General features: G+C 41.3%; 21 protein-coding genes and 1 pseudogene. 17 read left to right on the top strand and 5 right to left on the bottom strand.

The window, feature by feature from the left end; translation table 11 throughout:
• Positions 1 to 57: 57 nt before the first annotated feature.
• The 12 genes and pseudogenes from pepB (at position 58) to ACJZU6_RS12860 (ending at position 12704) form a co-directional block, all read left to right on the top strand.
• On the top strand, positions 58 to 1335 hold the full coding sequence (gene pepB / locus ACJZU6_RS12915; protein ID WP_080158911.1) for an aminopeptidase PepB: 1278 nt from the start codon (positions 58 to 60) through the stop codon (positions 1333 to 1335).
• Positions 1336 to 1413: 78 nt separating this feature from the next.
• Positions 1414 to 1846: pseudogene (gene ndk, locus ACJZU6_RS12910) on the top strand (nucleoside-diphosphate kinase).
• 245 nt (positions 1847 to 2091) lie between these two features.
• On the top strand, positions 2092 to 3213 hold the full coding sequence (locus ACJZU6_RS12905; protein ID WP_080158909.1) for a bifunctional tRNA (adenosine(37)-C2)-methyltransferase TrmG/ribosomal RNA large subunit methyltransferase RlmN: 1122 nt from the start codon (positions 2092 to 2094) through the stop codon (positions 3211 to 3213).
• 58 nt (positions 3214 to 3271) lie between these two features.
• On the top strand, positions 3272 to 4030 hold the full coding sequence (gene pilW, locus ACJZU6_RS12900) for a type IV pilus biogenesis/stability protein PilW (RefSeq protein WP_080158908.1): 759 nt from the start codon (positions 3272 to 3274) through the stop codon (positions 4028 to 4030).
• Positions 4020 to 4973, top strand: coding sequence for a cytoskeleton protein RodZ (gene rodZ, locus ACJZU6_RS12895; protein ID WP_408900384.1), 954 nt, complete (start codon positions 4020 to 4022; stop codon positions 4971 to 4973). Before pilW ends, rodZ begins: the two co-directional genes overlap by 11 nt.
• 16 nt (positions 4974 to 4989) lie before the next feature.
• Positions 4990 to 6102, top strand: coding sequence for a flavodoxin-dependent (E)-4-hydroxy-3-methylbut-2-enyl-diphosphate synthase (gene ispG, locus ACJZU6_RS12890; protein ID WP_080158906.1), 1113 nt, complete (start codon positions 4990 to 4992; stop codon positions 6100 to 6102).
• A 104-nt stretch (positions 6103 to 6206) separates the two neighbouring features.
• Positions 6207 to 7475, top strand: a complete 1269-nt coding sequence (gene hisS, locus ACJZU6_RS12885) for a histidine--tRNA ligase (RefSeq protein WP_080158905.1) — start codon at positions 6207 to 6209, stop codon at positions 7473 to 7475.
• A gap of 13 nt (positions 7476 to 7488) precedes the next feature.
• Positions 7489 to 8100 (top strand): YfgM family protein, encoded by a 612-nt coding sequence (locus ACJZU6_RS12880; RefSeq protein ID WP_080158904.1) that lies wholly within the window; start codon positions 7489 to 7491, stop codon positions 8098 to 8100.
• A gap of 10 nt (positions 8101 to 8110) precedes the next feature.
• Entirely contained in the window at positions 8111 to 9274 is a 1164-nt protein-coding gene (gene bamB / locus ACJZU6_RS12875; protein WP_080158903.1) for an outer membrane protein assembly factor BamB, read from the top strand.
• Positions 9275 to 9450: 176 nt separating this feature from the next.
• Positions 9451 to 10956 carry a ribosome biogenesis GTPase Der gene (gene der / locus ACJZU6_RS12870; RefSeq protein WP_080158902.1) on the top strand — a complete coding sequence of 502 codons (1506 nt, stop codon included), beginning with the start codon at positions 9451 to 9453 and terminating at the stop codon, positions 10954 to 10956.
• A 76-nt stretch (positions 10957 to 11032) separates the two neighbouring features.
• On the top strand, positions 11033 to 11941 hold the full coding sequence (locus ACJZU6_RS12865; protein ID WP_162841610.1) for an alanyl-tRNA editing protein: 909 nt from the start codon (positions 11033 to 11035) through the stop codon (positions 11939 to 11941).
• A 532-nt stretch (positions 11942 to 12473) separates the two neighbouring features.
• Entirely contained in the window at positions 12474 to 12704 is a 231-nt protein-coding gene (locus ACJZU6_RS12860; protein WP_080158901.1) for a zinc ribbon domain-containing protein, read from the top strand.
• Positions 12705 to 12772: 68 nt separating this feature from the next.
• Here the strand turns inward: ACJZU6_RS12860 and xseA are convergent, their stop codons facing one another.
• Positions 12773 to 14125: an exodeoxyribonuclease VII large subunit gene (gene xseA / locus ACJZU6_RS12855; RefSeq protein ID WP_297480446.1), complete on the bottom strand. Its 1353-nt coding sequence runs from the start codon at positions 14123 to 14125 to the stop codon at positions 12773 to 12775.
• Between the two features lie 272 nt (positions 14126 to 14397).
• Between xseA and guaB the strand changes: the two genes are divergently transcribed.
• The 3 genes from guaB to ACJZU6_RS12840 all read left to right on the top strand — a co-directional run bounded on the left by guaB (position 14398) and on the right by ACJZU6_RS12840 (position 19538).
• Positions 14398 to 15861 carry an IMP dehydrogenase gene (guaB, locus tag ACJZU6_RS12850; RefSeq protein WP_080158899.1) on the top strand — a complete coding sequence of 488 codons (1464 nt, stop codon included), beginning with the start codon at positions 14398 to 14400 and terminating at the stop codon, positions 15859 to 15861.
• A 113-nt stretch (positions 15862 to 15974) separates the two neighbouring features.
• Complete coding sequence (guaA, locus tag ACJZU6_RS12845; protein ID WP_327773117.1) at positions 15975 to 17558, top strand: glutamine-hydrolyzing GMP synthase; 1584 nt, start codon at positions 15975 to 15977, stop codon at positions 17556 to 17558.
• A 420-nt stretch (positions 17559 to 17978) separates the two neighbouring features.
• Positions 17979 to 19538: an AbgT family transporter gene (locus ACJZU6_RS12840; protein ID WP_080158897.1), complete on the top strand. Its 1560-nt coding sequence runs from the start codon at positions 17979 to 17981 to the stop codon at positions 19536 to 19538.
• Positions 19539 to 19702: 164 nt separating this feature from the next.
• Here the strand turns inward: ACJZU6_RS12840 and fghA are convergent, their stop codons facing one another.
• Both fghA and ACJZU6_RS12830 read right to left on the bottom strand, forming a co-directional pair.
• Positions 19703 to 20551 (bottom strand): S-formylglutathione hydrolase, encoded by an 849-nt coding sequence (gene fghA, locus ACJZU6_RS12835; RefSeq protein ID WP_080158896.1) that lies wholly within the window; start codon positions 20549 to 20551, stop codon positions 19703 to 19705.
• A gap of 91 nt (positions 20552 to 20642) precedes the next feature.
• Positions 20643 to 21773: an S-(hydroxymethyl)glutathione dehydrogenase/class III alcohol dehydrogenase gene (locus ACJZU6_RS12830; RefSeq protein ID WP_107275697.1), complete on the bottom strand. Its 1131-nt coding sequence runs from the start codon at positions 21771 to 21773 to the stop codon at positions 20643 to 20645.
• A 225-nt stretch (positions 21774 to 21998) separates the two neighbouring features.
• Between ACJZU6_RS12830 and ACJZU6_RS12825 the strand changes: the two genes are divergently transcribed.
• Both ACJZU6_RS12825 and tadA read left to right on the top strand, forming a co-directional pair.
• Positions 21999 to 22889, top strand: a complete 891-nt coding sequence (locus ACJZU6_RS12825) for a LysR substrate-binding domain-containing protein (RefSeq protein ID WP_045037555.1) — start codon at positions 21999 to 22001, stop codon at positions 22887 to 22889.
• A gap of 12 nt (positions 22890 to 22901) precedes the next feature.
• Positions 22902 to 23435 (top strand): tRNA adenosine(34) deaminase TadA, encoded by a 534-nt coding sequence (gene tadA / locus ACJZU6_RS12820; protein ID WP_080157165.1) that lies wholly within the window; start codon positions 22902 to 22904, stop codon positions 23433 to 23435.
• Positions 23436 to 23500: 65 nt separating this feature from the next.
• On the opposite strand, the gene ACJZU6_RS12815 is transcribed toward tadA, so the two are convergent.
• Both ACJZU6_RS12815 and mltF read right to left on the bottom strand, forming a co-directional pair.
• A complete protein-coding gene (locus ACJZU6_RS12815) occupies positions 23501 to 23668 on the bottom strand; it encodes a hypothetical protein (protein ID WP_162841599.1) in 168 nt (55 codons plus the stop codon).
• 253 nt (positions 23669 to 23921) lie between these two features.
• The gene (gene mltF / locus ACJZU6_RS12810) at positions 23922 to 25388 is read right to left on the bottom strand and encodes a membrane-bound lytic murein transglycosylase MltF (RefSeq protein ID WP_408900950.1); all 1467 of its coding nucleotides are present in this window, start codon (positions 25386 to 25388) and stop codon (positions 23922 to 23924) included.
• Positions 25389 to 25693 lie beyond the last annotated feature (305 nt).

Raw genomic sequence — 25693 nt, 5'->3', positions numbered from 1 at the left:
TTTAAATTACGCTAAATAAAAAATATAGACTATAAATAAAACAAGAGGTTATCAATAATGTTGACAGTAAATTTATCAAAGGAGCCCGCACGCGCTCCTTGGGGTATTAATGCCTTAATCAGTTACCAAACTGACAGTGTCACTGTGCATTATGGTGATGCATTTGGTTTGCGTCGTATTCAACAAGCGGGCCGACAAATTCAAACACAAGGGGTTGAAGCGGTAAGTTTGAGTGGTGATGGTTGGAATTATGAGCGTCAATGGGCTTTTTATTGTGGTTTTGCCGCTACCATGGATACGGTTGCCATTAAATGGGCATCGATTGATGAAGATGAGCTTGAATTGTTAAATGTACGTCGGCATAGCCATGATTGGGCGCGGAAAATCATTAATACAGGTCCTGATAGCATTTATCCACAAAAATTAGCCCAAGCAGCGGTGCAGTTTTTATCTGAGATAGGTGGCGATCATATCAGTGCCCAAATGATTATTGGTGATGAATTATTAGCTGATGGTTGGATTGGTATTCACAGCGTCGGCCGAGGTAGCCAACATCCACCAGTATTGCTGAGCGTTGATTATAATCCTAGTGCTGATCCTGATGCGCCTATCAGTGCGTGTTTAGTCGGGAAAGGGATCACCTTTGATTCAGGCGGTTACAGTTTAAAACCCAGTGCAGGCATGGTCAGTATGAAGTGCGATATGGGGGGCGCTGCAACAGTTACTGCTGCATTAGGGTATGCCATTGCACAAGGTTTAACGCAGCGGGTCAAACTTATTCTTTGTTGTGCTGAAAATATGGTGTCAGGCGATGCTTATAAACTTGGCGATGTGTTAACGTATAGCAATGGGGTATCGGTTGAAATTGTAAATACCGATGCTGAAGGGCGGCTGGTACTTGCTGATGGCTTATTAATGGCGTCTGCAACTAAAGCGCCGTTAATTATTGATGCTGCAACATTAACCGGTGCCGCAATGATGGCTGTTGGTAGTGATTACAATGCCATTTTTGGGTTTGATAAAGCATTATTAACCCGTGCTCAACAATTATCAGAGCTAGTGAATGAACCTGCATGGCCATTACCTCTTGAAAAATGGCATCAAGGCTACTGTCCTTCTGCATTTGCAGATACCGCCAATAGCCGTGTTCAAAAAGGTGGCGGTATGGGGGGGGCATCAAATGCAGCTGGATTTTTATCACGCTTTGTTGATACAGATAATTGCAGTTGGATTCATTTTGATTTGGCTGCATGTTATCGTGATAGTGCCGATCCACGTTGGGCAGTCGGTGCGACGGGCTTAGGTATTGCAAATATTGCAGGATTGCTATTGTAAGTTAACAATAGTTATTCGTGGCGATGAAGTGCGACTAAGTAAATGGACGGCAACTAGACTCAAAAGGAAATTATAATAATGACAATAGAAAAAACGTTTTCAATCGTAAAGCCGGATGCTGTTAAACGAAATTTAATTGGCGCTATTTATCAACGTTTCGAAAATGCAGGCTTAAAAATTGTTGCTGCTAAAATGTTACAGCTAACTAAAACTCAAGCTCAAGGGTTTTATGCTGAACATGAAGGTAAACCTTTCTATGATGAATTAGTTGATTTTATGACTTCAGGCCCGGTGATGGTACAAGTGCTTGAAGGGGAAAATGCAATTGTTCGTTATCGAGAATTGATGGGTAAAACGAACCCACAAGAAGCAGCATAGTGGCACTATTCGTGCTGATTTTGCACTTAGCTTACGTTACAACTCGGTTCATGGTTCAGATAGTCCACTATCAGCCGAACGTGAGATCAGCTACTTTTTTGCCGCTGATGAGTTATGTCCACGTAGTGAGTAATGATTAGTTGCTGAAAAAATAAGCAAAACCAAATACTAAAGGGAGGCTAAGGCTTCCCTTTATTATTTTAAGCATCAAGATTGTTATCACCGCAAAAATAACCATACATTGAACGGGTGGAAACCCGCGCCTAAAGGCTGTACAATTTCGCGCCTTAAACCCTGGTAACTACGATGAGGCTGCCATTTGCAGATCTCCGAGTTATAAAGGCGCAGCAATAGTCATTTTTAGTGAGGCACCAACCGATGACAACTGTCAAAATTAATCTGCTGGATTTCGATCGCAAAGGTCTGCGTAAATACTTTGCCGAAGAGCTAAATGAAAAGCCATTCCGAGCAGATCAGATAATGAAATGGATTTATCATTTCGGTTGTGATGACTTTGATCAAATGAACAATATCAACAAAAAGTTGCGTGAAAAATTGCAGCGTGTTGCTGAAATTCGTGCACCTGAAGTCTCTAATGCACAATACTCAAATGATGGCACCATCAAATGGGCAATGCGTGTTGGCGATCAAGACGTAGAAACGGTTTATATCCCTGATGAAGATCGTGCAACTTTGTGTGTTTCTTCTCAAGTAGGCTGTGCATTAGAATGTAAATTCTGTTCGACAGGCCAACAAGGTTTTAACCGTAATTTACGTGTTTCTGAAATTATTGGTCAAGTGTGGCGTGCAGCGAAAGAAATTGGCATTCAAAAAGAAACCGGTCGCCGTCCTATTACTAATATCGTAATGATGGGTATGGGTGAGCCACTGCTGAATATGAAAAACTTAATTCCAGCATTAGAAATTATGCTTGATGATTTAGGTTTTGGTTTATCTAAGCGTCGCGTTACTGTTTCAACGTCTGGTGTTGTATCGGGCCTAGAGCAAATGATCGGTACTATCGACGTTGCACTGGCTATTTCACTGCATGCGCCGACGGATGAATTACGTTCACAAATCATGCCGATTAATGATCGCTGGAATATTGAAGCCTTCCTAGACGCAGTTCGTCGTTATGTTGATTCAACCAATGCGAACCGTGGTCGTGTAACAATTGAATACGTGTTACTTGATCATGTTAATGATGATATGGAACATGCTCGTCAATTAGGACGTTTATTAAAAGACACACCAGCTAAAATTAACCTGATTCCATTTAATCCATACCCTGGTTCACCGTATAAAAAACCTAGTAATTCACGTATAGATCGCTTTATGAAAACTCTAATGGAGTATGATTACACTGTAACTGTACGTAAAACACGTGGTGACGATATTGATGCCGCTTGTGGCCAGTTGGTTGGTGATGTTATCGACCGCACTAAACGTACTCAAGCGAAGCAATCAATGGGTGAGTCTATTGCAGTTAAAACCCTTTAAATTAGCTTAGCTATTATAACCACTTCGCGGTTTAACACGGATGTTAAGGTGAGTAAAAATGATACAATGGATGAAGTATCCATTATTTTCTTGTTTGCTGTTGGCCGGATGTGCCACTGTGACAGTAGAAGATAGCGCAGAACAATTTAATGCCATTGATGCTGCTGAAGCACGAATGACATTAGGGTTAAACTATTTAAAAGTAGGTCAATGGCAACGTGCACGTGAAAATTTAGAACAAGCGTTAAATTATGCGCCTGACTATTATCGTGTGCAAAATGCCATGGCCTATTACTACCAAAAGGTTGGTGAGAAAGAATCGGCCGAAAAAATGTATAAAAAAGCATTAAGAGACTCACCTCGAAATGGTGATGTACTTAATAATTATGGGGCCTTTTTGTGTAGCGAAGGGCGTTATGATGAAGCGATTAATACATTTGTTAAAGCCATTAATCAACCTTACTATTACCTTATTTCAGCAAGTTATGAAAACGCAGGTTTATGTAGCCGTAAACAAGGCGATGACGAACAAGCGATAGATTATTTTGAAAAAGCACTTTCACATGATCCATATCGTCCAAAATCAATATTGCAACTGGCGCAGTTAGAATTAGAGGCTAATAATTATAAAGATGCTCGCGTACGGTTGTTTAAATTTAATAAGCGATACGGATATACAGCAAATAGTTTGTTGTTGCTCATTCAGTTAGAAAACCAAGATGGACGGTTAACTTTGGTCAATAAATACGCTAACTTATTAAAAGAACAATTTCCTAATTCTCAGCAATATCAGAATTATCTAGCCAATGAATACTGAAAATAACGATTCGCCACAACCAGAAAATGCGGCTCTTCGCCCTGGTGATATGCTTCGCCAAGCTCGTGAGCAACTGGGTTATTCGCAACTAGATATCGCTAATCGCTTACGATTACGCTTATCGGTGATTAATGATATTGAAAGTAACTGTTTTGACAGTGAAAAAATATCAACATTTACTCGAGGGTATGTGAGGTCGTATGCAAAGTATGTGGGGCTAGATGACGTTGCTGTTGTCGCTTTATTGGATGATTACGGTCACTCCAAACCTAAAGCACAAGAAATGCAAAGTTTCTCACGCCGCACTAACCGTGAAGCGCATGATAGCCGTATAATGGGACTAACGTGGATCCTTGCGGTTATTTTTGTTGGTGTGACCGCTGTGTGGTGGTGGCAAAATAGCCATTTAGATCGAGATACAACGCCAGTCGTTGATGTTGCTCATGTTGATAAGGTAACCCCTGCAACAGAGACAACCACTACGGCTGCGGTAGTTACATCTTCCGCTATTGATACATCGACCGCAACGGTAACTGATGGTACGCCATCAACGGCTTCTGCTGCTATTACCACACCGGTTAATCCAGATGCCGTATCAACGCCAGCAGTGATTACCGATGTTGCTACAATAGCGGCGAAGCCTGTTGCTGCAACCACAGAACCTGAAGTAGTAACGCCAGCGGTGACAACCGAGGTTGAAGCTGCACCTGCATTACAATTGGCGTTTGCTGCAGATTGTTGGGTTGATATTCGTGACGCTAATGGTAAACGTCTCGAAAGTGGTATTAAGACCGCAGGTCAAACACTTGATATTAATGGTAAGGCACCATTTCGCGTTCGACTTGGTGCACCGAGTGCCGTTAAAATAGAACTTAAAGGGCAACCTTTCGATCTTAGTCGTTATCCGGCAGGTCGACCTATAACGTTAACGTTGCCGCAGTAATAGAGAATGATAAGACATGCATAACGAATCACCCATTATACGTCGCCAATCAAGCCGAATTTATGTCGGCAATGTACCTATTGGCGATGGCGCTCCAATTGCCGTTCAATCAATGACTAACACTCTTACCACCGATGTTGATGCAACGGTGGCTCAAATTCGTGCATTGGAAAAAGTAGGGGCTGATATTGTACGTGTTTCTGTACCGACAATGGATGCTGCTGAAGCGTTTAAGTTGATTAAGCAACAAGTAAATGTTCCATTAGTTGCTGATATTCATTTTGATTACCGCATTGCATTAAAAGTCGCGGAATATGGCGTTGACTGTTTACGTATTAACCCCGGCAATATTGGTCGTGAAGATCGTATTCGTGCGGTGGTTGAATGTGCGCGTGATAAAAATATTCCGATTCGAATCGGGGTTAATGGCGGTTCGTTAGAAAAAGAAATTCAACAAAAATACGGTGAGCCAACCCCCGCTGCATTGGTTGAATCAGCGCTGCGTCATGTTGAAATTTTAGACCGTCTGAATTTTGATCAATTCAAAGTTAGTGTTAAAGCTTCAGATGTGTTTTTAGCGGTTGAGTCTTACCGCCAGTTGGCAAAACAAATTGTACAACCATTGCATTTAGGTATCACAGAGGCGGGCGGTGCGCGCGCTGGATCAGTGAAATCTGCGGTTGGTCTAGGCATGTTACTTGCTGAAGGCATTGGTGATACGTTACGTATCTCATTGGCGGCAGATCCTGTTGAAGAGATCAAAGTGGGTTTTGATATTCTAAAATCATTACGCATTCGTTCGCGCGGCATTAATTTTATCGCGTGTCCAACCTGTTCTCGTCAAGAGTTTGATGTCATTGCGACGGTTAATGCATTAGAGCAACGTCTAGAAGACATTATTACACCGATGGATGTTTCTATTATTGGTTGTGTAGTGAATGGCCCAGGTGAAGCAGAAGCTTCTCACTTAGGTATTGCTGGTGGTAACCGTAAGAGTGCTTTCTATGAAGATGGTATTCGTCAAAAAGAGCGCTTTGATAACGACAACGTTATTGATCAGCTTGAGGCGAAAATCCGCGCAAAAGCCTCAATGTTAAACCTAAACAATCGTATTGATATTAAGCAATAAGATAAAATAGCAAAAACCATGCTGTTATTGTGACAGTGTGGTTCACTATTTCTGCAATAAATTATATATTCGATTTAAATCCCCATCGAAAACTGAGAATAATCGTGGCGAAACAAATTCAAGCAATTCGAGGCATGAACGATTGCCTTCCAACACAAACTCCACTTTGGCAAAAAGTCGAAGGCACAGTTAAACAAGTGATCAGTGCATATGGTTACAATGAAATTCGTATGCCAATTGTTGAGTCGACACATTTGTTTAAACGTGCGATCGGTGAAGTTACTGATGTTGTTGAAAAAGAAATGTACACTTTTGAAGATCGTAATGGCGATAGTTTAACATTACGCCCAGAAGGTACAGCCAGCTGTGTACGTGCAGGTGTTGAAAATGGTTTGCTTTACAATCAAGAACAGCGCTTATGGTACATGGGCCCAATGTTCCGTCATGAGCGTCCACAAAAAGGCCGTTACCGTCAATTCCACCAAGTTGGTGTAGAAGTATTTGGTATTGATGGTCCTGATGTTGATGCTGAACTTATCATGATGACAGCACGTTTATGGCGTGAACTTGGTATTAATGACCATGTTCGTCTAGAGTTAAACTCTATTGGTTCACTGCAAGCGCGTGCAGATTACCGTGTTGCACTGATTGCGTTCCTTGAACAGCATATGGACGTGTTAGACGAAGATGCTAAGCGTCGCATGTACACCAATCCATTGCGTGTTTTAGATACTAAGAACCCTGCGATTCAAGAAATTCTTGTTGATGCACCAATGCTTTCTGCGTACCTAGATCCAGAATCACAGCAACATTTTACTGGATTATGTGAACTATTAGACGCTGCTGGCATCAAATATCAAGTAAATGAACGCCTTGTACGTGGTTTAGATTATTATAACCGTACTGTATTTGAGTGGATCACTGATAGCTTAGGTGCACAAGGTACAGTATGTGGTGGTGGTCGTTATGACGGTCTAGTTGAACAACTAGGTGGTAAAGCAACCTCATCAGTTGGTTTTGCTATGGGACTTGAACGCCTAGTATTACTGATGGAAGCATTAGAGCAAGACGATGTTCGTCGTTCGGTTGATGTTTACATGGTAACGGCTGGAGAAGGTACTTTAGCAGCAGGTATGATGCTTGCAGAAAAATTACGTGATCAATTACCTCAGTTACGCATTATGTCTAACTTTGGTGGTGGTAATTTTAAAAAGCAATTTAAACGCGCTGATAACGTAGGTGCAGCAATTGCATTGGTTCTTGGTGAAAATGAAATGGCAGAAAACACCGTTGTGGTTAAAGATCTTCATGGCGGTGAACAAACAACCATGGCACAGGATGAGGTTGCCGCGAAGCTGGCAGCACTGATTTAAGAGAGGACAGGAAGTGAACGACTACGCCACAGAAGAACAACAGGTTGAAGCGATAAAATCGTGGTGGCAAGAGAACGGCAAAGCCGTTGTTCTAGGCGCCGTGATTGGTTTAGGTGGTCTATTAGGTTGGCGTTACTACCAGTCTGAAGTCCATGCTGCGAAACATTTAGCATCAGACTCCTATACTCAAGTAGTTACAGCTCTCGACAATAATAGTAAAACTGCTGTTACTGAAGCGCAAACGTTCATCGAAGCTAACAAAGACAGTCAATATGCTGTTCTTGCTGCATTACAATTAGCGAAAGTTCAAGTTGAAAATAATCATCTTGACGGTGCGATTGAACAACTTAATTGGGTGATCAGTAACACTAAAGATAACGCTATTTTACCGTTAGCAGTAACACGTCTTGCACGTATTTACGCAGAACAGCAGAAATTCACTGAAGCGTTAGCTGAACTGAAAAAAGTAACGATTCCAAGCTGGAATGAAAATATTGCAGAATTACGCGGTGATATCTTACTGCAAAAAGGCGATATTCAAGCAGCTCGTGATGCATATATAGAAGCTCAGCAAGATGGTTCATCACCAGCATTGCAAATGAAGCTTAATGACTTAGCTCAATAAGGCGAACATAATGCATAAGGTGTTAAAACGCGCTTTAGCCGTAGCAATTGCTGTGAGCGTATTATCTGGTTGTGCGAGCGAAGTTGATTCTATTCACATGGCACCATTGCCTAAAGTAGACAATACTTTTACGCCTAAAACAGATTGGAGTCGTAGTGTTGGTGATGGTGTTTCTGGTTACTATTCAAAGCTAACGCCCGCTGTTGGTCAAGGTAAAGTCTTTGTTGCTGATCGTGATGGTTTAGTTGAAGCTCTAGATTCTAGCAACGGCAAAGTGCTATGGAAAAATGATTTAGAGAAAGAGACTAGCGTTAAAATTTCTGGAGGCTTAGTTTTAGCAGAAGGAAAAATCTTTATCGGTACTGAAAATGCTGACGTAATAGCATTAGATGCTGCAACAGGTAAAGAAGTTTGGCGTGCTAAAGTCGCTGGTGAAGTGTTATCACAACCTTTAGTTGATAGCGGTATTGTTGTTGTTAACACCAGTAGTGGTGTGCTTGAAGCGCTTAATGCTGATACAGGTAAGAGCAAATGGCAAATCAACAATGAGATTCCAACGTTAACATTACGTGGTACAAGTTCTCCAGTTGCGATCTCTGGTGGTGTTTTCTGGGGGCTATCAAATGGCCGTTTAGAAGGTGCGATCTTAAATGATGGCCGTGTGCTATGGCAGCAAACCATTTCAACCCCTAAAGGTTCAACTGAAATTGATCGTTTAGTTGATGTGGATGCCGCTCCTGTAATTTCAGGCGATCGTTTATATGCTATCGGCTATAATGGATCATTAGTATCGATCGATCTTCGTAGTGGTCAAATTGCGTGGAAACGTAATTATTCATCAGCAACAAATTTTGTGGTTGATGGAAACGAGTTGTTCTTAGTAACAGCTAAAGATCATATCGTCGCAGTTGATGCCCGTAGTGGTACTGAGCTATGGCAAAACAAAGATCTTCAATACCGCCAACTAAGTGCACCTGCTGTTATTGATGGCTATTTAGTGACGGGTGATGCTGAAGGATATCTACATTGGTTAGATACTCAATCAGGTGAATTTGTTTCACAAGAATCTGTTGATGGTAGTGGTATTGCGGTTCCACCCGTTGCACTTGATGACAATGGCTTCATTGTTGTTACCCGTGATGGTGAAATCAACAAAATGCAAATATCGAAATAAGTCGGTATACTGTCGCTAGATTAATTTGTCGGCTCCAGCTGTCTTATGCAGTTGGAGCCGTTGTTGTTATATCCGTTGTGTATATTATTGTCGGATGAAGATAAGTAAATATGCTTATTTGAGGCAAGAATGAACGGTAAAATGTCAATTAAGACTATGAAAAGTAAGAGGTAGTTATGATTCCTGTTGTTGCCCTTGTCGGGCGCCCAAACGTGGGTAAATCGACGTTGTTCAATCGTCTTACCCGCACGAGGGATGCACTAGTTGCAGACTTTCCTGGTTTAACTAGGGATCGTAAATACGGTAGAGCTGAGCTAGAAGAGCACGAATTTATTGTTATTGATACCGGCGGTATTGATGGCACAGAGGAAGGTGTTGAAACCAAAATGGCTGAACAGTCATTAGCGGCAATCGAAGAAGCAGACGTTGTGCTGTTCCTTGTTGATGGTCGTGCGGGATTAACTTCTGCTGATGAAGCAATTGCAAAACACCTTCGCAGCCGTGAAAAGCCAACATTTTTAGTGGTTAACAAAGTTGACGGTATTGATCCTGATACTGCTTGTGCTGAGTTTTGGCGCTTAGGCGTTGATGCGATGTTCCAAATTGCAGCAACTCAAAACCGCGGTGTAACGGCGTTGATGGAGCGTGCGTTAGCACCATTCTCTGATAAGTTAAATGCAGAGTTAGCGGCTGAAAATGGTGAAGATGGCGAACTAACGCTTGAAGACTTAACTTCAGTTGAAGACATCGAGAAAGCAAACCTTTCTGAAGAAGATGCTGAAGCTGCGTACAAACGTCTACAAGAACAACCAATTAAGATGGCTATCATTGGTCGTCCTAATGTGGGTAAATCAACGTTAACTAACCGTATTCTTGGTGAAGAACGTGTTGTTGTTTACGATATGCCGGGAACAACACGTGACTCTATTTACATTCCAATGGAACGTGATGGTCAAGAATACGTATTGATTGATACCGCAGGTGTTCGTCGTCGTAAGAATATGAGCATGGCTGTTGAGAAGTTTTCTGTTATTCAAACATTGAAAGCTATCGAAGATGCTAACGTTGTATTGTTAGTCATTGATGCGCGTGAAAATATTTCAGATCAGGATTTAAGCCTACTTGGTTTTGTTCTGAACTCAGGTCGTTCATTAGTGATTGCAGTTAATAAGTGGGATGGTTTAGATAACGACGTTAAAGAGCGTGTTAAATCTGAACTTGATCGTCGTCTTGGTTTTGTTGACTTTGCACGCATTCACTTTATTTCTGCACTACACGGTACTGGTGTTGGTCACTTATATGAATCAGTTATTGAAGCATATAAGTCAGCAACTAAGCGTATTAGTACATCACTGCTAACCCGTATTATGCAAATGGCGCAAGATGATCACCAGCCACCAATGATTCGTGGCCGTCGTGTGAAACTAAAATATGCCCATGCTGGTGGTTACAACCCACCGATTATTGTTATTCACGGTAACCAAGTAAATGACCTTCCTGGTTCTTACAAACGTTACTTGATGAACTACTACCGTAAGTCATTAGAAATGATGGGTACACCTATTCGAATTCAATTCCAGAATAGTGAAAACCCATTTGAAACAACAAAGCAGAAGTTGACTGTTTCTCAAGAACGTCAACGTAAGCGCTTAACGAGTGCTTTACACGATCGCAGAAAGTAATATTAGCGATTAAGTGTGTTGTCTCTAAATGTGAAAGCCCAACCATAGTGTTGGGCTTTTTTATAAGGAAAATATCATGGCAGCTGTTACACCAATGATTGCGACACCAATAATGATCAATCCAACCACCGTTTTTTTTACACAAAATAGATGGCAAATAACTACGACAGTTGTTTGTTCTATTGTTACTGAAAATAGCGGCACATGGATTGTTACTGAACAAACACCCTTTCATCCTGTGAGTCATATTTGGCCAGATCATCCCGCAGATCGTGGTGACTTAGTGTTTCAAACCGAGCAATACACGGTGATCGACTGTGTAGTAGGCGCGATAGAAATAGCGACTCAGCAACTGTACATTGCCGCTGATATTCCTGTTAAGCGTGATACTGATGGCTGGGTATTTGTTGTGGTGCACCATATAGCATCAGCAGTAACTCTGTGTGTTGGTGAAGAAGTAACACTGGTGGTTGATAAAGCATATCAACAGAGTTTGAGTCGTGGTCACAGTGGTGGTCATTTATCATCATTAGCATTAAATAAGGTATTACATACTGATTTTTGGCGGAAAGATCCGAGTCGGCGTGATGAACTTGGGTATTATGATTTTCATAGTTATGCACAAGAAAAGAGTATTGTCAGTGAAAATTGCAGCACCGATCATTATCGCTTAGGTAAGACCTTGCGTAAAAGAGGCCTAAATAGCGCAGAGATGGTGGCGAACTTAGCTGAAATAACATTGCGTATGAATCAGCAGCTTGCACAATGGCTGCAATTAGCGACGCCGATAGTAATGCGTCGCGAAGGTGATGCTTTAACCGATTCGCGTTATTGGCAATGTGATCTTGGCGATGAGGGGATAATTGAAATTCCCTGCGGTGGAACACATGCAACTTCTTTAGCAGAATATCACGCGCTAACGGTAAAGTTTGAGATTATCTCTGAGCAAGAAATTGTCATGATAACGACCGCCACCGTCGCGTAAATAAGATGGCATTATTATTTATAAATCGTCTGCGGACGATTTTTTTATATTTGTAATTGTCTATTTTTTATAATGTTAGTGGGATTTTTTATACTGGTGACTATTATTGAATAAGAATAAATCGGCATTATCGAAATGTATAGCATGGCAAATATGGTCAATATTTATTCTTTTTTAAGTATGATCTTAATTTATTAAATATTAGATCTATGGGGTTTAAAGTAGAAGCCTTAGAGTTTTATTCTGTTTGAAATCCATATGCAGAATATGTAACTTATGCTTTCGGGATGTGTATTGATAAATATTCTTTTAGTAGCTGATCGCTGATCAGATTTAATAAACACAATGATCACCCATAAGGGTGATGATCATCTCGGGGATCATGACGGTATATTCACCATTGATAAATCGAATCAAAGGATGAAATATAGTTAGGGGTGTGCCTAAGATTTAAAGAATGGTGTTTAAATTTAGTAGCATCTTAGTCAATAATTTTGCATGCTAGAATAAATTCATTTAGGAGTAAAAGAGAGTGATTAAAAATACTTGTCCACAATGTGAGAGTGAATTAAGTTGGAAAGATCAGGGATATTTTTGTGATTATTGTCAACAAAAAGTGACTAAAACTGCATTTTGTCCTGATTGTTCTGAACAATTAGAAAAATTACAAGCGTGTGGCTCTGCGAGTTATTTTTGTAATTATTGTAATGAGTTAAAATCAAAATCACGAGTAAAGGTCGTATTTAATAAAGCGGAAGATTAATCTTTTAACGCTATCATGCCGCAATAAAAGAGTGCTATTGCGGCATTGAAGAGTGATGGGGGCGAGAATTAATGACTATTAACGGTGGTATGGATTTTACCGTCTGTAACCGTCGTAATCAGTTGATCCCCTGCTTTAACCTGATCACAGCGACGAATAAGCTCCCCTTTATCATCACGTGTAATTGAATAACCACGGCTAAGCGTTGCCAGTGGACTGACCGTATCTAATTTTTCTGCTGCTAAGACTAATTTATGATTAGCATTTAATAATTGTCTATCCATCGCATCCAGTAAACGTCGCTTAGTGTTAACGAGTGTTGTGGTGTGATGCTGCAGTTGTTGCTGCGGTGAATAAAGTGATAATTTATATTGGTTCTGAGTAATACGTTGTTGCTGTATTTGTATTTTTTTCAGCATTATCTGCTGAAGTCTACGGCTGATCTCATCTAAATGCTGTTGTTGTTGGTTTAAACGTAGTTGTGGATGTTGGCGATCTAAACGATGTTTTAATTGATTTACATGCTGCTTTTTATCTGCAACATAAAACTGAATCGCATGGCGTAGTTGTTGTTGTTTCTGAGCAATTTTATCGGTTTGTGCAGAGCTATCACGACTGATTAATTCTGCCGCAGCTGAGGGGGTAGGTGCACGCATATCTGCGACAAAATCAGCAATAGTGACATCGACTTCATGACCAACGGCACTGACGATCGGAATCTGACTTGCTGCAATTGTTCGTGCAACAATTTCTTCATTAAATGCCCATAAATCTTCTAATGAACCCCCCCCACGGCCAACAATTAAAATATCACATTCTTGGCGTGAATTTGCTCGCCCAATCGCTTGAGCTATTGATATGGCTGCGCCATCACCTTGCACCATAGTTGGATAAATAACCACAGCTAAGCTTGGATCTCGACGTTTTAATACGTGCAGAATATCGTGAAGAGCCGCACCTGTTTTAGAGGTAATAACACCGACACGTTGTGGTTGTTGTGGCAATGGTTTTTTTAATGATTGAGCAAATAAACCTTCAGCAGCAAGGCTCATTTTGAGTTGTTCAAATTGCTGTTGTAAACGGCCATCACCTTCAGGCTGCATACTTTCAATAATCAACTGATAGTCACCACGAGGCTCATAAATGGATAGGCGCGCTTTAACTAATACTTGATTACCATTGCCAGGCTTAAAGGTGACATGGCGATTATTACCTTTGAACATCGCACATTTAACTTGGGCACGAGAATCTTTAAGGGTGAAATACCAATGGCCAGAAACCGGCATTGAAAAATTCGACAATTCACCGACGAGCCATACTATCCCCATTTCATTTTCAAGGATTAGACGGACTTGCGCATTGAGACTAGAAACGGTGTAGATACGATCGTTGGATTGGCTTTGAGAAGCGAATAGAGTCACGAAGGAAGCACCTGCTAACGAATGAATGGCGGCAGGCGGTCAGAAAACTATCAAATAGAACGAAAAACGCCTAGGCAGATCAATGGACAGATCTTGGCCGTATTTCGTCGACCGCATCACCGGATAGTTAACCGAAATATACTACACAGCAAATGTTTTTTGTCAATTAAAAAATAAAAAATAAAACTAGCCAAACGATTGCTTCATACGTATAATCCGTTCGCAATATTTTAATCTTCTTTGTAAACCTTTAAATTGGTGTGAGATATTGCATGTTACGAATTAAAAAAGAAGCGTTGACGTTTGATGATGTATTATTAGTTCCTGCTCATTCTACAGTCCTACCTAACACTGCCGATCTGCGCACCCGTCTCACGAAAGAGATTGCTCTTAACATTCCTATGCTATCAGCATCTATGGACACAGTGACTGAAGGTCGCCTAGCTATTGCTCTCGCTCAAGAGGGTGGTATTGGTTTTATCCACAAGAATATGTCAATCGAACAACAAGCGGCTGAAGTTCGCATGGTGAAAAAGTTCGAAGCTGGCGTTGTTGCAGAGCCTGTTACCGTTAAACCAAATAACACTATTGCAGATGTTAAGCGTTTAACGGAAGAAAATGGTTTCGCAGGTTACCCTGTGGTTACAGATAACAACGAATTGATCGGTATTATTACTGGTCGTGACGTTCGTTTTGTTACCGACCTTTCAATTAAAGTTGAAGAAGTAATGACTTCAAAAGAGAAGCTAGCCTCTGCTAAAGAAGGTGCATCTCGTGAAGAAGTTGAAGCTATCATGCAAAAGTATCGTGTTGAAAAAGTGCTGCTTGTTGATGATAACTTCCGCCTAAAAGGCATGATTACAGCGAAAGACTTCCAAAAAGCAGAACGTAAACCTAATGCATGTAAAGATGCGCGCGGTAGTTTACGTGTTGGTGCTGCTGTTGGTGCTGGTGCGGGTAATGAAGAACGTGTTGCTGCATTAGTTGAAGCTGGCGTTGACGTATTACTTATCGATTCATCTCACGGTCACTCAGAAGGCGTTTTACAACGTATTCGTGAAACACGTGCAGCTTTCCCGAACTTGCCTATTGTGGGTGGTAACGTTGCAACTGCTGAAGGTGCTCGCGCACTGATTGATGCAGGTGTAAGTGCGGTTAAAGTGGGCATCGGCCCTGGTTCAATCTGTACTACTCGTATAGTGACTGGTGTGGGTGTTCCACAAATTACTGCGATTTCAGAAGCTGCATCAGTGGCTGATCAATACGGTATTCCAGTTATTGCGGATGGCGGTATTCGTTACTCTGGTGATTTATGTAAAGCCATCGCTGCGGGTGCGTCATGTGTAATGGTTGGCTCAATGTTCGCGGGTACTGAAGAAGCACCAGGTGAAGTTGAACTGTACCAAGGCCGTTCATACAAATCATACCGTGGTATGGGTTCACTAGGCGCAATGTCAAAGGGCTCTTCTGACCGTTACTTCCAATCAGATAACGCAGCTGACAAACTTGTACCAGAAGGTATTGAAGGTCGTGTGGCTTACAAAGGTTTGATGAAGGAAATTGTGCATCAACAAATGGGTGGTTTACGTTCAAGCATGGGCTTAACTGGCTCTGCAACAATTGAAGATTTACGCACTAAAGCTGAATTTGTACGTATTTCAGGTGCCGGCATGAAAGAATCACACGTACATGATGTGACGATTACAAAAGAAGCTCCTAACTACCGTATGGCTTAATTATTAAGCAGTCAGTCTTCATTGAACGAAAACGATTGCCTAAGTTGTGAAGTTAGATAAAATCGGGGCTAAATATAGCCCCCAATACATTCAATTTTTGAGATAGCTCTATAATGACCACTACCGCAAATATTCATGACCAACGTATTCTTATTTTGGATTTTGGTTCGCAATACACTCAGTTAATTGCCCGTCGTATCCGTGAAATCGGCGTTTACTGTGAACTTTGGAGCTGGGATGTTGATGAAGCTGATATCCGTGATTTCAATCCAAACGGTATTATTCTTTCTGGTGGTCCTGAAAGCGTAACTGAAGCGGGTTCTCCTCGCGCACCACAGTATGTATTTGAAGCGGGTGTTCCGGTGTTTGGTGTATGTTACGGCATGCAGACCATGGCAGAACAACTGGGTGGTAAAGTTGCCGGTTCTGATGAGCGTGAATTTGGTTATGCGCAAGTTAAAATTGTTGAGCAGACTGCTTTCTTAAAAGATATTCAAGATGCTGTTGCTGCGGATGGTACACCATTACTTGATGTATGGATGAGCCACGGTGACAAAGTTGTCGAAATTCCAGCGGATTTCATTAAAGTCGCTGAAACAGATACCTGTCCATTTGCTGCAATGGCAAATGAAGATAAGCGTTTCTACGGAGTGCAATTTCACCCTGAAGTAACGCATACCCGTCAAGGCATGAAGTTAATTGAAAACTTTGTAATGAATGTGTGTGGCTGTGAAAAGCTATGGACTTCAGCCAATATTATTGAAGATGCGATTGCACGAATCAAAGAACAAGTGGGTGACGATGAAGTTATCCTTGGTCTTTCTGGTGGTGTTGATTCATCAGTGGTTGCGATGCTTATTCACCGTGCAATTGGCGATAAGCTAACATGTGTATTTGTTGATAATGGTTTACTTCGTCTTAACGAAGGTCAGCAAGTAATGGATATGTTTGGTGATAAATTTGGCCTAAACATTATTCACGTTAAAGCAGAAGATCGTTTCTTAAATGCATTAGCGGGTGTTGATGAACCAGAAGCAAAACGTAAGATCATCGGCCACGTGTTTGTTGATATCTTTGATGAAGAATCAAAGAAACTAAAAAATGCTAAGTGGTTAGCACAAGGTACTATCTACCCTGATGTTATCGAATCTGCAGCGTCTAAAACGGGTAAAGCACATGTGATTAAATCACACCATAACGTTGGCGGTTTGCCTGATGATATGGAAATGGGCTTGGTTGAACCATTACGTGAATTATTTAAAGATGAAGTACGTAAGATCGGTCTAGAGCTTGGCTTACCTTATAACATGCTATATCGCCACCCATTCCCAGGACCTGGTTTAGGTGTACGTGTATTAGGTGAAGTGAAGAAAGAGTACTGTGACTTACTACGTCGTGCTGATGCAATCTTTATTGAAGAGCTACATAACGCTGATCTTTACAATAAAGTATCACAAGCATTTACTGTGTTCTTACCTGTACGCTCTGTAGGCGTGATGGGCGATGGCCGTAAGTATGATTGGGTTGTATCGCTACGTGCGGTAGAAACTATCGACTTTATGACCGCGCATTGGGCCCACTTACCTTACGATTTCTTAGGTAAAGTATCAAACCGTATCATCAATGAAGTTAATGGCATCTCACGTGTTGTTTACGATATTTCTGGTAAGCCACCAGCCACGATTGAGTGGGAATAATTACGGGCTTATTAGCACGAATTGAATAATAAAAAGCACCTACGGGTGCTTTTTTTATTGTTGTAATTTAAGGCGATTGAAGGGCAAAAGCTAACAGTGGTTGTTTATTTTTGTGTATCAGCAAAAGGAGAGTAGCCCTAATAAGGGGGTAGGTAAGGGGAAGATAAATCGTAAATTTCCATAAATGTTGCAGATATGTTTTTTTATTGTTTTTAGTAAGTTTCGTATTAATGATTGGTTACAATATGTTGTGGTATATGAGTGTTATAAATAGGTCTATAACACTGTTTGTTGTGGTAATTTCATTACAATCGTTCAGCGAATATTCAGAATTTATTTGGGCGAAAAACACAATGAGATCGACTACATGTAAGTAGATCCAAACAGCAAACATAACCAGCATAAGGACATGGCATTACCATGAACGAAAAAACACTAAAGCAAGCACCACCTCCATCGACGAGTGCGATGGACAAGTTTTTAAATGGTATTGAGCGCGCAGGTAATAAAATTCCTGATCCCGCTTTACTGTTCTTTTGGGGCTTAGTCACCGTTTGGATTCTTTCGGCTGTTTTATCACAGTTTGATTTCGGTCTTGTGCACCCAGTTACTAAAGATGTGGTACAAGTGAATAACTTGCTAACGGGCGATGCCATGGCAAGCTTCTTGGCTAATATGGTGAAAAACTTCACCGGTTTTGCGCCACTAGGTATTGTTTTGGTTGCTATGTTAGGTGTTGGTGTTGCTGAAGCGTCTGGCTTTATCAATACCGGTCTGAAAAAAATGCTAAATGTCACGCCAGCTAAGCTATTAACGCCGATGCTGATTTTAGTGGCAATTGTATCGCACACTGCGGCTGATGCCGGTTATGTGTTGGTTATTCCTCTTGGTGGTATTATCTTCCACGCTGCGGGTCGTCACCCTCTAGCCGGTATTGCGGCTGCGTTTGCGGGTGTTTCTGGTGGTTTCTCTGCTAACTTTATTCCTTCTGGTATCGACCCATTATTAGCGGGCTTCACCCAAGAAGCAGCGCGCATCATGGACCCAACTTACATTGTTAACCCGTTAGCAAACCTAATGTTCACTGGTTTATCATCATTTGTTATTGTGGGTATTGGCTGGTATATCACTGATAAAGTGATTGAGCCTCGTTTACAAAAAACAGCAATTGATACTGATGCAGAAGAAGCACCAGATATGGGCTCTTTTACACCATTAGAAAGCAAAGCATTCTCATACGCTGGCTGGACAATGGTCGTTGGTATTGTGCTATTAGTTGCTGCTGTATGGCCTGAAACATCACCATTGCGTTCACCATCCGGTGAAGTGGCAGCCTTTAATGCGCCAGTAATGCAATCTATCGTACCGTTGATTTTTATTCTGTTTGTTATTCCGGGTATTATTTACGGTAAAGTTGCGGGCACATTTAAGCAAAGCGGTGATGTAATTAAAGCAATGTCGACCACAATGGCGGGCATGGCTGGCTTTATGGTAATGGTGTTCTTTATTGCTCAGTTCTTAGTTGCGTTTACCCAGTCAAACCTAGGTACATTATTAGCACTTTCTGGTGCACAGTTATTGCAACAAATGAACCTTCCTGGACAAGTAACTATCATTGGTATGATTCTACTAACAGCAAGTGTTAACTTGTTAGTGGGTTCTGCGTCTGCTAAGTGGGCATTGATTGGTCCTATCATGGTACCAATGTTAATGGCCGTAGGTATCTCGCCTGAATTAACCCAAGCGGCCTACCGTGTTGGCGACTCTGTATCTAATATTATTTCGCCAATGATGGTGTTCTTCCCATTAGTGGTTGTTTACATGCAGCGTTATGTTAAGAGCTCAGGTATTGGTACATTAGCGTCAATGATGATGCCGTACTCAATTGCAATGCTAATTGGTTGGACTATCTTCTTGTTAGTATTCTGGACGCTAGGTATTCCTCTAGGTGTTCAAGCGCCTTACACTTACAGCATGTAATTAATAGACTGTAATAACGGTAATTAGCTTTAATATAGCTAGTGTTAATACAGCGTTATCGTCAAACAATAAAAAGCCTCGAACAGTTAGACTTAGACTGGCCGAGGCTTTTTTGTGTCTTATTAAACCCTGTCTGCAAAAAAGGAGTTTAATAAAGTTAGCGGTTATTTATTGAAGTTTTCAACGTGGAAACGCAGATGCTCATCAATAAATGACGCCATAAAGTAGTAGCTGTGGTCATAACCATCTTGCATACGAACTTCAACTGGGTAGCTATTGGTTTCTGCTGCCGCAATCAGGGTTTCAGTTCGAAGTTGACCGTCATTGTAGAAGTTATCGTGCGTACCTTGATCAACTAACATTGGTAATTTGATCTCAGCAATACGCATCAATTCACTTGCATCATATTGCTTCCAGTTTTGAGTATTTGTTCCCAAGTAACCGGTAAATGCTTTTTGGCCCCAAGCGCAATTCATTGGATTAACGATAGGGCTAAATGCAGATGCAGAGCTATAACGCTTCGGATTACGCAAGGCGATCATGAGTGCACCATGTCCACCCATTGAGTGACCACTGATTGCACGCTGCTCAGTGACAGGGAAGTGTGCTTCAATCAATGTTGGCAGTTCATTTACGATGTAATCATACATATGGTAATGACGATTCCACGGCGCTTCTGTGGCATTAACATAGAAACCAGCACCTAGACCAAAATCATAAGCACCTTGTGGATCGTCGGCAACGCCTTCGCCACGTGGGCTAGTATCAGGGGCTACAATCGCAACGCCTAATTCTGCCGCCATGCGTTGTGCACCTGCTTTTTGCATAAAGTTTTCATCAGTACATGTTAGGCCTGATAACCAGTAAATAACCGGTACTTTTTGCCCTGCGGCACATTGCGGTGGCAGGTAAATAGCAAAACGCATATCACAATTAAGAACTTCTGAGCGGTGAGTATATTGCTTATGCCAGCCGCCAGCACTTTTGTTACAGCTAATATTTTCTAAAGGCATTGGATTTGGTCTCTTGTTAAAGCTGCGCAGAGTGTAGGGACTCTGCGCATTTTTTATGGCGTTATTATAGTAATGCTGAGGTATAAAAAGCTTACTTATCGAAGTGAATAACCGTACGGATACTCTTACCTTCATGTAGTAGGTCAAATGACTTGTTGATGTCGTCTAGGCCCATGTTAAATGAGATGAAATCATCAAGTTTGAATTCACCCGCCATGTAACGGTCAACGATACCTGGAAGCTCTGAACGGCCTTTAACGCCACCAAATGCAGAACCACGCCATACACGACCAGTCACTAGTTGGAATGGACGGGTAGAGATCTCTTGACCTGCACCAGCAACACCGATGATCACTGATTCGCCCCAACCTTTGTGACAACACTCAAGCGCTGAGCGCATCACGTTGACGTTACCGATACACTCAAAAGAGTAATCAACACCGCCGTCAGTCAATTCAACAATCACTTCTTGAATTGGCTTGTCGAATTTCATTGGGTTAATACATTCAGTTGCACCTAGTTTCATTGCTAGATCGAACTTACTTTCATTGATATCAATTGCAATAATACGGCTAGCTTTAGCCATAGTACCACCGATGATAGCTGCAAGACCGATACCACCAAGACCAAACACAGCGATAGTGTCGCCTTCTTTAACTTTAGCCGTGTTAAGTACTGCGCCCATACCGGTAGTTACGCCACAACCAAGAAGACAGACTTCTTCCAGTGGTGCTTCTTTGCTGATTTTAGCTAAAGAGATTTCTGGAAGTACAGTGTACTCAGAGAAAGTAGAGCAACCCATGTAATGGAAGATAGGCTGACCGTCTTTGTAGAAACGCGTGGTGCCGTCTGGCATTAAGCCTTTACCTTGGGTTTCACGTACAGCCTGACAAAGGTTAGTTTTACCAGATAGGCAGTATTTACATTTGCCACACTCAGCAGTGTAAAGAGGGATAACGTGATCGCCAACTTCAACACTTGTTACGCCTTCACCGATCATTTCAACGATACCGCCACCTTCGTGACCAAGGATCGCAGGGAAGATACCTTCTGGATCGTCGCCAGATAATGTGAATGCATCAGTGTGACATACGCCAGTTGCAACGATGCGAACTAATACTTCGCCAGCACGGGGTAACATTACATCAATTTCTTCAACAGAAAGAGGCTGTTTTGGCCCCCATGCGATAGCCGCTTTTGATTTGATAAATTTGTCAGTCATAATCTTCACTCTAGTTGTATTTATTTCTACTTCGTCAAAAGTAGATGAAAATTGGGTGAAAAGGAAAAATAATTATTTTATTGCTCCGTTTCGATGCTAGCTATTGTATTTGTTTCTTGAATAATGATAATTACCTAAAAGTGCAAATTACTTTTACACGTGTGTAATAATAAGCAGCGTAATCGTCATTTTTGCGATCGTTCATGTTAGTAATAGGTATTTAAAATGTTTCTATGGGAAGGGGTGACCGAGTTTGTTGCTGTCGCGGAAACGGAAAGTTTTACTGCAGCATCAAAACGATTAGGTATTTCGACTGCGCAAGTGAGTCGCCAAGTCAGTGCGTTAGAGAACCGACTTAATACCAAGCTATTCTACCGTACTACACGTAAGGTTTCATTAACGGAAGAAGGCAATGTTTATTATCAACATTGTCGTCAAGTATTAGACGGCCTTGAAGATGCTGAGCGTGCAATCAGTAATTTACGCGGTAAGCCACAAGGGTTGATCAAATTAACTGCACCGGTGACTTATGGCGAAAAATACATTATGCCGTTGGTTAATGATTTTATGCTGCAATACCCTGAAGTGGAAGTAACGATTGATTTAACTAACCGTCAAGTTGATTTAGTGGAAGGCAGTTTTGATCTCGCAATTCGTTTAGGGCGTTTGACCAGCTCATCAATGATGGCGAAGCGTTTAACCAGCCGCACCATGTATGTTTGTGCTTCACCCGCTTATTTACAGAAATTTGGTATTCCACATTCATTATCTGAATTACGTCAGCATAATTGCTTGATTGGTAACTACGATCACTGGCGCTTCCAAGAATCAGGTAAAGAAAAAAGTATTCGTGTTAGCGGTACCCTTAATTGTAATAGTGGTTATGGTTTACGTGATGCGGTGATTAAAGGGATCGGCTTAGCGCAATTACCTGACTATTATATAGATAAGGATTTAGAATCAGGGGCTATTGTTCCTATTTTAACGAATTACCAAGAGCCTGATGAAGGCATTTGGGCGCTTTACCCGCATAACCGTCATTTATCACCTAAAGTGAGAATGTTGGTGGATTACCTTGCAGAGCAATTACCTCACATTAGCCATTATGATTTGTAAGTACTTATACGGATGTTAAATAAAGAATTAGATGCTGAGGATTCAGCAGTAACAGACGATGTTTTTATGCGTCGTGCAATGGAATTAGCCGCTCTAGCTGAAGCTGAAGGCGAAGTGCCTGTTGGTGCGGTAGTGGTACATGATGGCGTGATCATTGGCGAAGGCTGGAATCGCTCTATTGGTCATCATGATGCGACCGCCCATGCTGAAATGATGGCATTACGTCAAGCAGGACAAATGCTACAAAACTACCGTCTTATTGATACGACATTGTATGTCACTTTAGAGCCGTGTCCGATGTGCGCTGGGGCTATTGTTCATAGTCGTGTTGGAAAAGTGGTGTTTGGTGCTCATGATGCTAAAACTGGAGCGGCGGGCAGTGTTATGAATTTGCTTAGTTATGAAGGTGTTAATCATCATGTGCTATTTCAGGGTGATGTATTAGCAACGGAATGCCGAGCGCAGTTACAAGCTTTTTTTAAGCGCCGTCGTGCCGAGAAAAAAGCGGCTAAATTATTAGCAAGGCAACAGCAACATGATGATTGAGTTCAGTTAAATCGAATAAGCTTGGTGGTGATTTATTATTAGATAAATGATTCCAAGCTTATTAGCTAATAGCTTGGGCTGCTATGTTCTGCCGTTGCCGTCAGAATACAACTGCGCTGACGCCATAGAATTTTTTTACGGATATTACTACTTAGACGTTTGCGACGTGTTGCTGCGGTTGTGAGGTGTTTAGCAATGCGCGGTGTTTTTGATCTTAATTTGATAACTTTCATGGTTCCATCCATAGCGTTGACATAACGGTCAAAGCATTCTTCAGCAAATAAGATATCGCTGACGCCGTTAATAATGTCATTGTTGATACAATGTATTTATTATGCATAACAATGCATCTTTTGATAGTGATCTTTATAGGTTCATCATCAAACGTTGATCAAACTCTCATTGTGTAAAAAATGAGTCGATTATTCTAAATCGACGTCGATAAATACGATTAAATCACTATCTCTGATTCAGAAGAGTGCATGATTACTCAACGATGATAGATGGTGGTGATGGCGTTGGTGTAATCGTTTGTAGGCCATCAACAATTTTTAAATTATCACTTTCAAATTGACGACTATGAGCCCGTTCATAACCAATAATACTTTGGTAGTAACGTCGAATCCCTTCAACATAATTCAGTGCTTCATTGCCACGTGCATAACCATAACGTGATTGAATATAATATTTACGTTGACCTAATAATGGTAAGCGTTGCTTAACATCGACCCAAGTATCAGGATTTCCTCCTTGTGCTTTGGTGAGTCGACGAGCGTCCATTAAATGTCCAAAGCCAACATTATAAGAAGCGAGCGCAAACCAGACTTTTTCATGTTCTTCGACACTGTCAGGGACGCGGGCGATCATCTTTCGCAGGTACTCACTGCCGCCACGAATGCTTTGTTCAGGATCTAAACGGTTAGTGACCCCTACTGATTCTGCCGTCGGTAAGGTGAGCATCATCATGCCACGGACACCCGTTGGTGATATTGCCTGTGGATCCCAATGTGATTCTTGATAAGAAAGCGCGGCTAATAAACGCCAATCAAAGCCATTAGCATATTGTTTAAATAAGGCTTCCCACTGGGGTAAGGTGGTATTAACTGCGCGTAAAAAAGCACGAGTATCAACATAATCAAATTGATCGATATGACCGAAATATTTCTCTTCCAGCAGCGTCATGGTGCCGTTTTTCTTCATCTGTCCAAAAAATTCAATCATTAATGCATACAAACTGTCGTTACCACTTTGTTTTACAAACCAGCTTACTGGCTCGTCTTGTGTCAGTTCAAGAGCGATAGCAATATCAGGATGAATACGTTGCAATAACGCCACGTCAACAGAATCGGCAACGGTATAATCAAGTTCACCTGTCGCGACTTTAATTAATAGATCGTTAATGTCTGATTCTGGAATTGATTGCCATTTCAAGGTTGGGTGAGTGGTACGAATAAGCTTTAATTTTTGTTCATGACTTGAGCCTTTGACAACAGCTAAGCGTTTATTATTTTGAGCTAATTCATCAAGATTACGCGGTCGACGTTGGCCTTTTTTATACACCACGATTTGGCTAGCGTAATAATACGCTGGTGCGGGATGATAGCCTTGAAGACGATCGGGCGTCACTGTAAGCCCTGCGGCAATAATATCAATATCGCCGCGTTCTAATGCGGGAAATAATTCAGAGAGGGTAAACATCGCTGTGATCTCAAGTTTAACCCCGAGCTTTTTAGCAAAGGTCTGTGCCAGTTCATAATCTAGCCCGGTTGGACCTTCTGCGCCGATATAATAAGACAGTTGATTATTTAACGTTCCTACTCGTAATACACCACTATCTTGAATTTTCTCAAGGCTGGTGGGCGTGTTCTCTTGCCATTGACAGCCATTGGTTAATATCGCAAGTAACAGCAGACTTATAAAACGACGAAGTAGAGTGAACAACTGAATATTTATCAACTAAGCGGACCTAATCTGAACATTAATGTTCTTTATATCAAACCCTGTTAATTGCGCAAAGTTGAACTGTTCAGTTAATGATCATAATTTAGAGATCGGAATGGATTAAGGGACATTATCCTATTTCACGGTTAAAAAATGACCCAAAAATAAGATGGAATAGTGTTTTTTTGATATTTTGATTAAGATTGAAAAAAAAACACGCAAACGGTTGCGTCAGGTGTTACGTCACAAATTTTTTTCCCTTATACTAGGCACTCGTGAATAACGTTGTGATAGTTAAGCAGTGAATAGTCTTGTAC

Origin of the sequence: Photobacterium piscicola, from assembly GCF_046058925.1 — a bacterium.
Classification (GTDB): domain Bacteria; phylum Pseudomonadota; class Gammaproteobacteria; order Enterobacterales; family Vibrionaceae; genus Photobacterium; species Photobacterium piscicola.
The sequence above is the reverse complement of the archived record's forward strand: the minus strand, read 5'-3'. Positions and strand labels throughout refer to the sequence as shown.